This window comes from Cereibacter changlensis JA139, assembly GCF_003034985.1.
Taxonomy (GTDB): domain Bacteria; phylum Pseudomonadota; class Alphaproteobacteria; order Rhodobacterales; family Rhodobacteraceae; genus Cereibacter; species Cereibacter changlensis.
Genome location: NZ_PZKG01000058.1, coordinates 1 through 13411, shown reverse-complemented (window position 1 = coordinate 13411; position 13411 = coordinate 1). Strand labels below are relative to the sequence as shown.

The 13411-nt window shown below is 57.4% G+C and carries 18 protein-coding genes; 7 read left to right on the top strand and 11 right to left on the bottom strand.

Features of this window, described 5'->3' with window-relative positions:
- Positions 1-233 (top strand): recombinase family protein (locus C5F48_RS13275; RefSeq protein WP_146170599.1); only part of this gene is annotated, 233 nt, incomplete at its 5' end.
- Positions 234-250: 17 nt separating this feature from the next.
- On the opposite strand, the gene C5F48_RS13270 is transcribed toward C5F48_RS13275, so the two are convergent.
- The 8 genes from C5F48_RS13270 to C5F48_RS13240 all read right to left on the bottom strand — a co-directional run bounded on the left by C5F48_RS13270 (position 251) and on the right by C5F48_RS13240 (position 5630).
- The gene (locus tag C5F48_RS13270; RefSeq protein WP_107664388.1) at positions 251-937 is read right to left on the bottom strand and encodes a hypothetical protein; all 687 of its coding nucleotides are present in this window, start codon (positions 935-937) and stop codon (positions 251-253) included.
- Positions 934-1077 carry a hypothetical protein gene (locus C5F48_RS25190; RefSeq protein ID WP_170139766.1) on the bottom strand — a complete coding sequence of 48 codons (144 nt, stop codon included), beginning with the start codon at positions 1075-1077 and terminating at the stop codon, positions 934-936. The genes C5F48_RS13270 and C5F48_RS25190 overlap by 4 nt, the downstream gene beginning before the upstream one ends.
- Before the next feature lie 238 nt (positions 1078-1315).
- Complete coding sequence (locus C5F48_RS13265; RefSeq protein WP_211314706.1) at positions 1316-2683, bottom strand: MvaI/BcnI family restriction endonuclease; 1368 nt, start codon at positions 2681-2683, stop codon at positions 1316-1318.
- The gene (locus C5F48_RS13260; RefSeq protein WP_245941538.1) at positions 2622-3065 is read right to left on the bottom strand and encodes a very short patch repair endonuclease; all 444 of its coding nucleotides are present in this window, start codon (positions 3063-3065) and stop codon (positions 2622-2624) included. The genes C5F48_RS13265 and C5F48_RS13260 overlap by 62 nt, the downstream gene beginning before the upstream one ends.
- A gap of 31 nt (positions 3066-3096) precedes the next feature.
- Positions 3097-4317, bottom strand: a complete 1221-nt coding sequence (gene dcm / locus C5F48_RS13255) for a DNA (cytosine-5-)-methyltransferase (protein ID WP_107664385.1) — start codon at positions 4315-4317, stop codon at positions 3097-3099.
- 261 nt (positions 4318-4578) lie between these two features.
- A complete protein-coding gene (locus C5F48_RS13250) occupies positions 4579-5034 on the bottom strand; it encodes a DUF4160 domain-containing protein (protein WP_146170598.1) in 456 nt (151 codons plus the stop codon).
- A 27-nt stretch (positions 5035-5061) separates the two neighbouring features.
- On the bottom strand, positions 5062-5370 hold the full coding sequence (locus C5F48_RS13245) for a type II toxin-antitoxin system RelE/ParE family toxin (RefSeq protein ID WP_107664383.1): 309 nt from the start codon (positions 5368-5370) through the stop codon (positions 5062-5064).
- Positions 5367-5630 carry a CopG family ribbon-helix-helix protein gene (locus tag C5F48_RS13240; protein WP_107664382.1) on the bottom strand — a complete coding sequence of 88 codons (264 nt, stop codon included), beginning with the start codon at positions 5628-5630 and terminating at the stop codon, positions 5367-5369. The genes C5F48_RS13245 and C5F48_RS13240 overlap by 4 nt, the downstream gene beginning before the upstream one ends.
- A gap of 174 nt (positions 5631-5804) precedes the next feature.
- Between C5F48_RS13240 and C5F48_RS13235 the strand changes: the two genes are divergently transcribed.
- Together C5F48_RS13235 and C5F48_RS13230 are read left to right on the top strand one after the other, a co-directional pair.
- A complete protein-coding gene (locus C5F48_RS13235) occupies positions 5805-6470 on the top strand; it encodes a ParA family protein (RefSeq protein WP_107664381.1) in 666 nt (221 codons plus the stop codon).
- The gene (locus C5F48_RS13230; protein ID WP_107664380.1) at positions 6467-6760 is read left to right on the top strand and encodes a chromosome partitioning protein ParB; all 294 of its coding nucleotides are present in this window, start codon (positions 6467-6469) and stop codon (positions 6758-6760) included. Before C5F48_RS13235 ends, C5F48_RS13230 begins: the two co-directional genes overlap by 4 nt.
- Before the next feature lie 2 nt (positions 6761-6762).
- Here the strand turns inward: C5F48_RS13230 and C5F48_RS13225 are convergent, their stop codons facing one another.
- Positions 6763-7806, bottom strand: coding sequence for a replication initiator protein A (locus tag C5F48_RS13225; protein WP_245941537.1), 1044 nt, complete (start codon positions 7804-7806; stop codon positions 6763-6765).
- A gap of 1261 nt (positions 7807-9067) precedes the next feature.
- On the opposite strand from C5F48_RS13225, the gene C5F48_RS13220 reads away from it, so the two are divergent.
- Positions 9068-10387, top strand: coding sequence for a hypothetical protein (locus C5F48_RS13220; protein WP_107664378.1), 1320 nt, complete (start codon positions 9068-9070; stop codon positions 10385-10387).
- 547 nt (positions 10388-10934) lie between these two features.
- Here C5F48_RS13220 and C5F48_RS24820 read toward each other — a convergent pair.
- Both C5F48_RS24820 and C5F48_RS13210 read right to left on the bottom strand, forming a co-directional pair.
- Positions 10935-11141, bottom strand: a complete 207-nt coding sequence (locus C5F48_RS24820; RefSeq protein WP_146170597.1) for a hypothetical protein — start codon at positions 11139-11141, stop codon at positions 10935-10937.
- Between the two features lie 325 nt (positions 11142-11466).
- Positions 11467-11694 (bottom strand): DUF2188 domain-containing protein, encoded by a 228-nt coding sequence (locus C5F48_RS13210; RefSeq protein WP_107664376.1) that lies wholly within the window; start codon positions 11692-11694, stop codon positions 11467-11469.
- 99 nt (positions 11695-11793) lie between these two features.
- Here C5F48_RS13210 and C5F48_RS13205 point away from each other — a divergent pair, with 99 nt between their 5' ends.
- From C5F48_RS13205 to C5F48_RS13195, 3 genes are all read left to right on the top strand, one after another.
- Positions 11794-12144, top strand: a complete 351-nt coding sequence (locus C5F48_RS13205; RefSeq protein WP_107664375.1) for a helix-turn-helix domain-containing protein — start codon at positions 11794-11796, stop codon at positions 12142-12144.
- 1 nt (position 12145) lies between these two features.
- On the top strand, positions 12146-12718 hold the full coding sequence (locus tag C5F48_RS13200) for an ImmA/IrrE family metallo-endopeptidase (protein ID WP_146170596.1): 573 nt from the start codon (positions 12146-12148) through the stop codon (positions 12716-12718).
- A gap of 386 nt (positions 12719-13104) precedes the next feature.
- Positions 13105-13411, top strand: a 307-nt coding sequence (locus C5F48_RS13195) for a recombinase family protein (RefSeq protein ID WP_146170595.1), incomplete at its 3' end; no start/stop codon positions are given.

The window sequence follows — 13411 nt, the reverse complement described above, 5'->3', positions numbered from 1 at the left end:
TTGTGTTCCATGTCTTCGCGTCAATCGCTCAGTTCGAGCGGGAGCGGATTTCGGAGAGAACCAAGGATGGCTTAGAGGCAGCGAGGAAGCGCGGGCGTGTCGGTGGCAGGCCTTCTGCCCTGACCGATGTTCAGAAGGTCGAAGTGCGACGCATGCGTGACGTGGAGCTGAGGTCGATGGCTGAGATCGCCAACCTGTTCCGTGTCAGCACCAAAACTGTGCGGCGGGCATAGCTACGCTTATCGGCGGTTCATAATTCCGCGTCGGTGTATTCCATTCCGGCTCTGTCGCTGCTGCCAAGATGCCTGTTCGGGTGGAGGTGCGTCAGTCGATAGGAATGCGATACTCCGAGCCGCCCAGGGCGCTCGATTTGCTCCACAACGACGAGGTTGTTGTGAATCAGCACGCTGATTGCTGACTTGATCCGCCCTTCTGGAATCCCAGCATAGGCGCTCAGCTGCTCATATGTCATGTGCGCCCGATTCTTTTCGCTGTCCCGGCGTGCCGCAAACGCGAAGTAGGATTTCAGCGCGTCCAGCTCGACCTTCCGACGGAGATGAAAGTCGGTGAACGCTCTGATGCTGCCACCTGTATAGAGCGGTCTTGCAGGCAGCATCGCCCAACCCCGCTTCGGATCATATGCGGTGAGCGCGAAAGTGCTGCGACCTTTTACTTCTCGAACCAGCAACTTCCTTTCCTCAAGCACGTCCAGACCGTCAGAGATTAGAGTTCTGCTCAGGCCGAGTGCCTGGTGCAGATCGTCATAGGTTATCCGCGCGGTGCTGGTTGCCTCATCCGCGTGATGCGCAACGCTCAGCAGCACCATTAGTGCCGCTGCCTGTCGCGATCCGCCCGTCTTGCCCCACTGAAATTCGCGCAGTCCCCCTGCCTCGATCCAGGCAGACGGCAGCTTCACCCAACTGCGAAGCTCCTTCATTCAGTCCCCCGGTGGAGTACCCGGTACACCAAGTACAGGGCAAAACCGCAGATGCCGACCGCCATCAACCCCAGCAACAGGGCAAGGATGACCGGAGAGGTGGAGAGCAACATCCCCGTGATTTCAGTAATTTCCGTCATGGCTTCCTCTTCGTCAGAACTTCCGATGTTGCGAAATTTGACGGAGCGTACTGGTCTAATCTAGATACACCTCACGCGGACCATAGCCGAAAAATTACAATTATTGAAGCATAATCAACGACATAAGTGCCATTTTTCCAGTCTTTAGAACGATCTATTTCAGTCCATGAACATTCACTTGTGGACTGAATTCCATGTCGGAGCGGGAAGATACCTCACCTTGGCATGGGCTGATCATTCATGTCATCTGCACCGATACGACCTCCGAGCCTCTGTATAATACATTCAGCGCATCGTGCCGAACGCGGAACTGGCTTCGGCGCTTGATCACGGGCTTTGCTGTCCCGGCTGCCTCGATCTTGATACCGGGATCATAGTACACGCTTCCGACGGCAACCGCCGCCAGCAGCAGAAGAACGTCAGTCCCCTGGCAGAGCTGCACGACCGCCCCATAGCTGTATTCCGGCGGCGGAAATTGCATAAGCGACGGCACATAGACGGCCTTGGCATGTTTTCGGTTCCAGTGGGCGATGATGCCCCGGAAGCCCCATGACGCCGCAATGTTGTCGTCCCTGTCGAGCAGGACAATCCCGCCGTCGAGATCGGTGATCTTGCCCGAGGTAGCGTCGAAGCCAACAAGCCGCAGCATCAGGCCTGTTTCCGGGTGGAAATCCCGGTTGACGGCATAGATGCCGCCGAAGTTGAACCGATCAGCCTTGCCCGACTTGTCGGCATAGCCATAGCGGCGCAGGAACACGGCCACGCCGTCATCCCGATAAAGGCCGCCGGTCGGTTCCGGTGTCATCAGGGTAACGGGGCTTTTCGCGCGGTAACTGGTGAAGTCACTCACCCCGTATTGCTTGACTTCCCAGCCCATGAAGTCGGGATCGGCATAGCCGTTCGGGGAAATGCCGAGCTCGGCTTCTAACGTATAGCCGCCCCCGTTGCGGGCACTATAGGGTTCCGGCACCCCTTCCCTGCCCATCTTCTGCGATGCGATCCAACCCTTGGCATGTATGCGCCGGAGCGCGGCCAGCAGCGCCTCTTTCGGATCGGTGCCGCACTGCCGCAGCTTTTCCAGATCGAGGAAGACGCCGGTCGCATCGAGGCCGGGCGCGGCAGCATCAAAGGCGCGGGCAACAGGATCGTCACCGGCCACGACATGACCTAGCACCCGGCCATCCGGGCAGATGCCGAAGAACAGCACCCGGCCTTCGTCACGCGATTTCATCAGGACATTGGGCGCGCGCGCTGCCCCGCGCAGGAAGCCGGACATCCGCACTTCAGGGTATTTCGGGTAGAGGATCAGCTGCGCGTCCGGTGCGGGCGTCACGCCGTCATCATCAAGCCAGAAGAAGCGCACCATGGCCTTGGCCCTGTCGCGGACGCTGCCAGCGCGGCTGCTGTCGTCACTCTCGACCTCACCATGCGGAATGATGTTCAGCGCCCCGAAGCCGCCGCCCAGATAAACCTGGTTCTTTGAGTTGTCGTTCGGGGCAAGGCGCTTGGCATAGAACCAGGCCGCGCCATGGGCGGCCATTTGGTCAAGCAGGTGGGTGAGCGGCGTTATCAATCCATTGGCCTTCAATGCAGAATTCTTCTGCATCAGAGGACAGCCAGCAGGCTAGCGAGTCAATGACCTGACCTGGAGGCAGACGCCCCCCGCCCTTCAGCGCGCATTCCCAGACCATACCACAGCGCCAGCCTGCCGCTCTTGCCGCTGTCCAGGTTTCTGCATCGCGTTCCCGGTTGCGTCCGATCTTCGCCAGCCAGAACTCTTCGCGGCTTTTCGGCCAATGGAACATCGGGCAGTTATGGCCGTGCCAGAAGCAGCCATGCACCCAGAGCAGCGCGCGATACTTCGGGAAGATCAGATCGGGCTTGCCCGGAAGATCCCGGCCCTGAAGCCGGAACCGCAAGCCGCGCGCATGCAGCCCCTTGCGGATGATCAGCTCAGGCTTGGTATCCCTTCCCCGGATCGCCGCCATGTTGCGGCTCCGGGTGGCGGGATCATGGACATCAGCCAACTTTGCGCAGACCCGGCCTTTCGGTCAGAGCCAGAATATGCGGCCGCATCAGGCGGGCGACCTCGGCAAAGACCGGCACTGCAACCGAGTTGCCGAACTGCTTATAGGCCTGCGTGTCCGAGACCGGGATGCGGAAGTTGTCATCATAGCCCATCAGGCGCGCGCATTCGCGCGGCGTCAGGCGGCGCGGGTTGTTGCCCGGCCCCCTGCTGACAAGGATCTCTGACCCGTCCTTGTAGTAGCGCGCTGACAGCGTCCGAGAGATGCTGTCGCCATCCACCAGCCCGAAGCCAAAGCCGTTCCCCGCCGCTTTATGCTTTGCCGCGTAGCCTTGCAGGTACTGCCAGAGCTTGTCGCTGAGCGTGTACTTGTCGCTGACCCGTGCATCGCGACCCACGGTGAAATGACTTTCCGGCGCTTCCGTCCCGTCCTCGGGGTGCAGCACATCGCGCATGCCGCGCCCTGCCCGGCCCGATAGGACCAGATCATCATAGGAGAACCCGGTGTTCTCACGAAAGCCGACCATCACGATCCGTTCGCGATGCTGCGGCACGAAATTGGCGGCATCAATGATCCGGGTGTGCAGCGTGTAACCCAGTTCTTCGGTCAGCTTGCGCCGGATCACATCAAACGTGCGGCCCTTGTCATGGCTTTTGAGGTTCTTGACGTTCTCCAGCAGGAACGCCGCCGGGCGGTGGTGCATCAGGATACGCAACACATCGAAGAACAGCGTGCCCTGGGTTTCATCCTGAAACCCGTGCAGCCGCCCCAGAGCGTTCTTCTTGGACACGCCCGCGATGGAAAACGGCTGACAGGGGAAGCCTGCGACCAGAACATCATGCGCCGGAATGTCGGCAGCATCGACTTCACGGATATCGCCCGCGATAGGCCGGTTGTCAGGGAAGTTGGCGTGATAGGTCTTCTGGGCAAAGGCGTCCCATTCCGATGTGAACACGCAGCGCCCGCCCGCGCTGTCCATCGCCTTGCGCAGCCCGCCAATACCGGCGAAGAGGTCGATGAAGGTGAAGGCCCCTTCCGGCTGCGCACTCTTGTGTGTGTCGATCTGCATACGCAGCAGATTGATGACCCCGTCCCGTGGTACTTCTTCGCCGCGCTTCCAGCGGTAGACGTGCCCTTCGGAGTAACCCAGCACTTTTGCGGCCTCTGGCACACTCCAGCCGGTCTGCTGAATCAGCATCTCAAATTCGGTCATCCTGCCCGCGCTCCTCGTCCCCAGTTATCTGGGAATATTTCTGACACTGTGGCGTCAAGATTCCCTTAATGCAAGAACATTGTAACAACAGAATAGGCATGACAGGAGACAGGGCGCGTCACGCGACATATCTTCACCCGGCACCCGGCACCCGGCACCCGGCAAGCAAGAAGCTTGGCCTGCTTAACTGACTGCTTTTGCGAAATCGCATGGCCGAAACTCATACGTCTCTGCATTTGGTCTCCTTACGCACAGGCGACCTTAGAGTGCTACAGGCCCTACCGTGCATCCATCAGGGCGGGTGCTGTTCCAAAACTCGATGAGTTTCGTCCGGTTGTTGATATAGTAGGCCTCAATGTTTTTCTTGAAATGTCGAGTGTTGCCTGATGCTTCCAGCATGCGGCCATCATCTAACGCAAAGCTGGCTTTCCCGTCGTTCTGGATAACATGAAAATGGGGTGGTGGGTGCTCATTCGCGTAGATCTCGACTTTCAAGCCACGAACACGATCCACTACCGCGTCAGTGAGAAAGTAGCGGTGGTTACCGTCCTCCGAGATTTCTACAATCTGCCCTATTTGAATGCTCTGACGAAGTTCTTTCGTCATTTCATCTGGTAGCTCCAATACTACTGGTTCGCCCATTTTGCTGTTAAAATCCCTAAATAAGAGTTTTACCAATAGCCTATACGAAAGCAGAATTTCAGCAAACTCAGACAAACCGGTGCCCCGGCCGCATAGATGCCGTCACCTAGCTTGCATCCTATCACGCAGCGCCTTCGCGAGATCACGAGAGGTGTTGAATACTGCCAGTATCGTGACCGCTTCAGAGCTAACTTCATAGACGATCAGGTAGGGCAAGTCTGCGATGCTGAGTTCCCGCGTCTCGGGATGGCGTCCGGGGCGACCCAAAGCCGGAAACTCAGGCAGCTTCTCCGCCGCACTCACGATTCCCCAATACACCCTTTCAGCAGCAACGGGGTTATCCAGAGCGATGTAATCCACGATCCCTTCAAGATCGCGGGCCGCAGGTTCAGCAATGACGAGCTGCTTCAACGTGACCAGCCGTGCTTTGCTGCTATCTCGGCAAAGACCTCACCCGCAGGTTGGACCTTGCCCTTGCGGGCGGCGGCGATGCCGTCTCTGATCCGTTCTATCTGCCAAGTGTTGGCTTCAAGATACTGCTCAATCGCCTGATTGACGATGTAGTTGCGCGATCGGTCCATCGCACCCGCTAGGGCGTCGATCTCGGCCACCTTGGCCGTGCGGATGGTGATTGGTTCGGATGCGACGCGCTGCGGCATGATGTGCTCCATTGTAATCACCTGTAATCATAGCATCGACTGGTGCGGAATCCAAGCTGTGAACCATGCCGGCGCAGGCCGCCCATCTCTCCCTGCCGCAACTTGACTGACCAGACACTTATTGATTAATCGGATTTTCTAGTTTATCCGGTTAATTTAAATACCAGATAAACTGAAGGATCGGCCATGCCTACCGTCGTCATAGCGTCACCCAAAGGGGGGGCCGGGAAGTCCACCACGGCGGTACTCCTGGGAACTGAGCTTGCTCACGCGGGCGCAAACGTCGTCATGCTGGACTGTGACCCGAACCAGTCTCTGACCCTGTGGGCAGACCGTGGGCCGCTGCCCGACCGGATCAGTGTTCTGTCGAGCGTCAGCGAATCCGACATCGTGAAAACCATCAAACGGCATGACACAGACGGCCAGATCGTGATTGTTGACCTGGAAGGCGTGGCTTCCCGCCTTGTTTCCCGTGCGATCTCGCAGGCTGATCTTGTCATTACGCCCATGCGCGCCACCACTCTGGACGCAACAATCGGTGTCCGCGCCCTGCAACTTATCTCTGAAGAGGAAGAGGCGCTGGACCGGAGGATCCCGCATGCCGTCGTCTTCACCATGACAAAGGCCATCAGGTCCAAGCAGCATAGCGGCATTGCCGGGTCGCTGGCGGAACAGGGTGTGGATCTTATCAATCCCCCGCTGATGGAGCGCGCGGCCTTCTCAGCACTTTTCGAGTTCGGAGGTGACCTGCATACCATGCCCGCACAAGGCAACATGAAAGGCGCTATCGAGAACGCAGCGCAGTTTGCGCAGGCTGTCTATCAACGACTGGCCGGGGAGGCGGGAGAATGACCGACAAGCCTTTCAACATCGACCTTGGCCGTCTGAAGACACGTGAAAAAGACAGAAGCGCGCAGGCTGTTGAGAAGACCGACAGGGCAGGCGAAGAGCTTGGCTTTGTAGCGCGTGAACCCCAAAAGAAGCGGGGACGCAAGCCAAGCCCCCGCACCGGACAGGTGCATGCCAAGGTTATGCCCGGAATTTCAGAAGAAATTGCCAGCGAGGCGAGGCGCAGGGGCGTTCAGCAAGGGGTCCTCATCGAGGAGGCTTGGAGGCTATATAAAGACAAATCCGGTATGTAAAATTATCCGGTATTCTTTCTGCTCTGCATCCACTTCCGGCAGAATCCAAGGAAAGCTGCTTCAGGATTGCGCGGTGCTTCGGGCAGCCACTCCCGCCATTCCCGTTCAAGGTAGTGAACATCATGACCGGGGGCGAGCATGCGCGCGGTTTCGTACACATCAGGATCAAGTTGCGGTGCTACAGCTTGCGGCAGGACCACTTTGACATTCTGCCGGTTCGTGAAAAGAACCGTGTCCTCTTGCTCGTTCATTTCTATGGAATAGTCGGGCATGTGGTCGTGCGACTGGTCTTCGCGGATGATGTTCATAACCAAGCGCCGGAACTCGCGTAGCGTCGAGTTTGATCCACATTTCTTTTGAAGAAGTGACAGGCCGATCCGCCATTCCTTTTGTGCGCCACAATGCTTGCGGGCAATCTCGTAGATGCGGCGTTCGAGAGGTTTGCGAAGACGGAAATAGTCACGATGAAGGGTCAGCACTTCCTTGGACCGGATCGCATTGAACACCCAATCTGAAAGCTTGACCTCGACCTCCTGCATCCGCCCGTCACGCGTTTCCCGGACAATCTCGGCGCTTTCGATCAGTCCGAATGTCCGGAAAACTTCCTGACCGCCTGTCACGATGTTGGTGCTGATCCGTGTGCCAGCCAGCCGCTCCAAAGCCGCTTTGAGCTGAGCATACCCGGAGCCAGCCGTATTCCGGTTGGTTGCCACAAGCATGTCAAACGCACGGAAACGAACTGCTTGCGACACTTCCTTACCTTCGTTGATGGCCGTCATCAGCTGACTGATGCAGTAGATCAGAATATCCCTGTCATGGACCGTCGCCAGTCCGTCCACCGAGGGTTTGATCGCGATCTTGATGCCATTGTGCTCATACTCGCGGACACGTGTATCCGGCTTGGTCGAGAGCGAAAATATCGGATGCTCCATCGAGGCCATATCAGCCTTGGGAACAGCATCAAAAATATCGCAGACGAAGAAATCGCCTTGCGGATACCTGTCTGGCAGGAGGGGGGAGCGGTTGATTGCGCTCTCATCAGACAAAGCGAAATCCTTTCGTACTTTCACACACATTAGGGCTGGATTAGAGAGAAGTCACGGTGATTCGTACTTTCACACACAGCGAGGCCTTTCGTACTTTTACCCACGTTCTTTCGTACTTCTACCCACGTTCTTTCGTACTTTCACACACAGAAGTGTCGAGATATGTATTTCTTATCAAGTACTTGCGGGTCATTTTTTCTGCTTAACACAGATTCTAACACATACTTAACACCAAGGCCTGTGGATAACTCCATTTTCCACTCCATAGAACGCTATAACCGCATCAGCACACAAGCCAGAGCGCTGTCGCAGGAACCAGCATCTGACCCCCGATAATCAGACAGGTCGTATCATTGTCAGCCATGAAGCGGGGCAGCATCGAGACCGGCAACGAGTCCTAGCCCTTCAAGCACCGCACCTGACGCACCCAATCAGGGCCTGAGCCGCCTGCACTCCTTGATCAGTTCCGGTGTCTCAGGCCCTGATCACACCCACCCGAGGAAGGCAAAATTGGATGCCGAGAGGGGGCAAGTTTTTGGTGCCGATTGATACCCAGCCCCAACTCGTGACGGATCGCTTCCCAGATCCGGTCCGAGTATCGATCGCGATCTCGAAGGCGAACTGCACTAGCATCGGATACCGGATAACGACGCATCTGGCGAAGCTTTACCACCGCCTCGGCAGTGAAGTGAGAGGGTGGGGGCGCGATAGCCTTCACGAGCCCAGAATGGCCCAAGGGAGGCCTTATGGGGATTCGTCGCCACCTCCCCCTCAGGTCCTTTGTGGGCCACTACGGGGCAAATTGGGCCATGGTCGCCACGCATCCCGAAAGATGGGGTGACCAATCTTCCCCGTCGGGCCGGTGGCCGCGACGGAGGTCTGCGAGCGAGCGAAGCCGAGCCGTCTGGAGGTCGTTCGGCAAGCCTCTCTCCCGGTGGAAGGGACACACCTGACGCAGCAAACTGCAAAATGCGCTAATGCACTGATAGGTATGAATAAATCAGAGGATATGGAGAAAGTCTGCCCCCCGGTCGAAAACCTTGCGTTTTCAGTAGCTTGAGATCACCATGGCACAGAATGGCACGGTCGTGCCATAAAATGGCACGAGGAAAATGTAACAATATCAAGTGCATATTTTTGTCCTGATCCGGCCGAAGAGGCTTAGAGGATGCTGAGAGAGACGTTTTGACCAATTGCCTAATATATTTGATTGTTCAAAGCTCAGGTTTCGCAATCGTCTAATCTTTTGCAAAGTGCTCCCATGCCGCCTCAGACCACCGCCCCCGTCGCCTCTGTCATCGCTCACAAGATCACGACGCCGGCCCAGCTCCGCGGGCTCGCCCTTCACGCGCTGCGCACCCCGGAAACTGCCCGGGCGAAGATCCGCGCCGACGCAATCCCACAAGCCGGTCTCGCATGGGGCAGGGCCGCAGACCCCCGTGACCCCTACGCGGCCTTCAAGGCTCACAAGCGCAGCACCAAGGCCGTCGAACGCAAGGGTGCGCCGATCTGCCTGCACCTGACGTGCAGCGTTTCCCAGAGCTGGATCACGGCGGAGGGCGCGCTGCACGATCCTGACAACCCCCGGAACGCCGTGCTTTTCGAAGAGGCCAGGGCGTGGGCTGAGAGCTGGGCTGGGGAGGGCGCTGTCTTCGCCGCGCGCCTCGATCTCGATCTGGACGGCGGCGGGGTGGTGGATCTCTTCGTGGCGCCGCTGCGCCTCAGCCGCGAGAAGCAGGTGATCTCGACGGCGAAGGCCCTGAAGGAGCTGCAGCTCGGCATCGGGGACCGGGTCGAATACGCAGCGCTTCAGACCTCCTGGGCGCAGTGGTGCCAGGCGCGGCTTGATGCGGCGATCCAGCGTGGTGAGCGCAAGGGGACGCAGAAGCCTTCCCCGGTCGCCTGTGGCGACGCTACGGGTGCTCAGGAGGCTACCGCGCGTCCTGAGCCTGCCTCGGCGTCAGAGACGGCGCTGCAGGCCCTCCAGCGGGCGGGATCGGCGGGGGAGGACGAGGACCAGCAGCTCCGTGACTACCTGCTGCTGCGCCGGGAGATTGCGGCCTACCGAGAGAAGCCCAAGGCCTACCTGCCGCCCGCCGGCATAGTGCCGTTCGATGCCGGCATGATGCTGGGCTCCCTAGCCCAGCCATGGCCAATCATTCTCGGCATGTGCAGCGGCGCGCTCGAGGTGCTGCGGGCTGCCGCCAACCTTGGCATCACCGTCGATGACGACCGCAAACGCTTCGCGGCCAGCAAGGTGTATTTCCCCCGCTACGTCGATCAGGCCTACCTGGGCGCAGTCCTGGCCGAATGCGGGACCGTCTGCGCCCAGGCGGAGGCCTTGTGCAAGACCGTGGTCCTGCACAACAGGGGCGCCTTGAAGGCGGACCTCGATCCCGAGGTGTTCTGGCCCTTCAACAGCGCCAAGACCCTCGCGCGGCACCGCAAGCGCATCCAGCGCATGACGCCCAAGGCCATGCGGGAAATCGCTCCCAAGCCCGCGAAAAAGAAACCCCCAGTGCCAAGAAAAAATGCGAGCACCTTGCCGCGGCGACAGCAACGTTTTTTATCGTCTCTCTGAGACTACTGAGTATGGCAATCACGAGCGCAATAAAAACAACCATTTACCTGATAATGGTGTTTTTTTGCTTCTATGACGGCACTGCGGCAGTTATGGAAGTCTCCCAGATAGGTTCTATTAGCAGTTGGCATGAACGAGCAGCCAACTTTGTGAACTTCGTGGTCTCCATTGGATTGAACGTTGTTGTTTACATAATACTGAGCCATGGCCAGTCTCCGGGATGGAAGTGGTGTATCGACACACATATAACACTATAGGAAATAAAATCAAAATGATAATATTTTCTTGCGGAAACCTATGTGCGAATGTGAGGGGATGCTTTCGATAGGCTTAGAGGATCAGCGTTGCTAACCTCGCCTCGGGGGTATTTGGTCTGGCGGCTCTCGTGGAGCAGGAGGACGACCGGACTTTCCCTGAGGGCCTTCTGCGGATGTGATCGTGGTGCCGCTGGCCAAGGTAATGCGAGGGGTTCGGCGGGCCTAGGCGTTCGCGCTAGCGGCATAACCTGTGCCGATTCTGCAGGCTCGATACATGGACGTAACGTTGTCTATGAGCTCTGAGAAATATGACGCTCTTCGCCATCGGCTAGATCTTCTAGATGGCTTGATACCTGTAGGAGCGTCAATTTAACTCTTTCGTACAGCTCTTTCGATACAGTACGGCGTGGTTCGCCATGACGCTCCATCTCATAGATATCGCAATCTAGTTCATTAATAATGGCGAGAATGGCCTGAGAGCCGGCTTTGTAGTTCATTGCTATTTCCCCTTTCTGGATCTGCACTTCGAGAAAAATAGAAAACAAAACGGTGTGACGCTTATGCACGTCACACCCTAAGTTGGTGCGATGGGAGAATACTCTCGGGTGGTCACCGACCAAGACGGTTGTAGAACCGTCCCATGTTTGCAGCGTTGCCGCTGACCTCAAGTCCTCCAGTGGTCTTGCGGACACTTAGTCCGCTTGCCCCCGCAGCCTGCCGAACCCTCTGCTCATAGGCGCTCTGAAGGTCGCGCTGTAGCGCACTTGCCAACGATTGCGGCGACGAGAAGCTCCGCCCCTTGTACTTGAACCGGATCATGGTTCAGCCCTTCGGGGGGAAGGGATCGTTGCCGTAGCTGTAGGCTTCCCGGAAGCGGCTGTCCCGCCCTTGGATACGCAGCTCCGATTCTTGGTTCTGCGCGATGCCACGACCAAAGTTGATCGCTTCACGCTGCGTGTCGAACACGCGGGTCGGGCGCTCGTTACCCTCACCGCGTACCGCCCACTTGCCGCCACGCGTGACGACGTACTGGTTTTTGCCGCTTGACATTTTCGCTTTCCTTCCGGTTGCGATATGGGTTAGTGATTGCAAGATCGCAATCTCACACATATTGCGACAACGAAGGGAGATTGCAAGAGTGAAATCGCTATGAAAGAGCAGTTCCTCAACGAAGCGTTCTACCATGCCTTGGATGGGCACCGTCAGGCGAAGCGACTGACGTGGAAGGCTGTCGCGGAACAAGCAGAGGTGAGCGCGTCAACGCTCACACGGATCGCGCAAGGGAAGCGCCCGGATGTGGACACAATGGCTGCACTTTGCCGTTGGTCGGGTTTGAGTGCTAATGACTTCATAGATTATCAAGAGACAGTTGCAAAACCGGAACCCCTCGGCCAAATTATGGCCCTGCTCCGAGCTGACAAGAAAATAGCGCCGGAGGGAGCCGCAGCTATCGAGGTAATGATTAAAGCGGCATACGAGCAGTTTCGTAAGGAGATTTAGTGTGCCAAAGCAGAAGCTGCGTCGAGGATTTGTTACCGAGGCTCACTGGTGGGCCAGCTCATTGCGAAAGGAAATGAAAGTTGTCGCGGATGCGCCTCTCTGTCCTCGCGAACTCGCAGAGCATCTGGAAGTTAAGATCATTCGACTCACGCAGCTTCCGCCTTTTAACGAACGTGAACTCTTACTGTCTCGAAAGGCAGGCTGCGGCTTCTCTGCAGCGGCCTGCTTTGAAGGCCTTAAAGCTTTCATTTTCTTGAACGATGCGAACGATCCTAAACGTCAAAATTCGGATATTGCGCACGAAATTGCGCATATTCTTTTGCGCCACACCCCCGTTAACCCATTTGTGCCTGGTGGGAAGCGCGAATTCTCTCCAGAGGATGAGCTCGAAGCGGAGACTCTTGGACCCACCTTGTTAGTTTCGGAAGCCGCCGCGCTTCGCGCTTATCGGCTTATCAATGCCTCCCAACATTCGTTGCTCTCCCTGTCAAATGAGTGGATGGTGACCGAAGACGTAATCCGCTGGCGCATGAACGCAGTTGGGGCAAACAAACGCGCTAGAGCTGCGGCATAAATCTAAATTTTAAGGGGCCGCTCAACGGCGCTAAACGGAACGGGAATCAAATATTGTGAGGGGTTCGAATTGCCTATCCGCTTGCGGGCTGCCGAGTATCCTTAGGCAGAAACAACGGGGCTCTGCTAACCCTGCGTAATGCTGTTTCCAGAAAATGTTAAATTACTCAGTTTCGGCGAACGTCACGCACAATGTTGCACTCTGTCAGCGACGCTTACTAGGCAGCCACTCAAGGTGTGGTGTCAGGGCCATGTCACCATCTTTGTTGGCCAATAAGGGTCGTTTCTGGCCCCCTGACCTGCCCCACCGACGGTCAGGCACTTAGAGGGGACATAAACCCATGACAAAACCTTTGCGGTTTTGGGAGGTTTTTGGCATGAGTAGGCATGATCATCGGTTATGCCCGCGTCAGCACAGACGACCAGAATCTGGACGGCCAGCTCGACGTCCTGAAGGCGGCGGGTGCCGAGAGGATCTTCGCGGAAAAGATCACTGGCACGGTCCGCAGCAGGCCTGAGCTGGACCGCTTGCTCGATCAGCTGCGCCAAGGTGACGTAATCACCGTCACCAAGTATGACCGCCTTGCTCGGTCCTTGCGTGACCTTCTCGATATCGTGGACACGATTCAGGCGCAGGGTGCGGGGTTCCGGTCGCTGGCCGAGGACATCGACACCACCACGCCCGCCGGTCGGC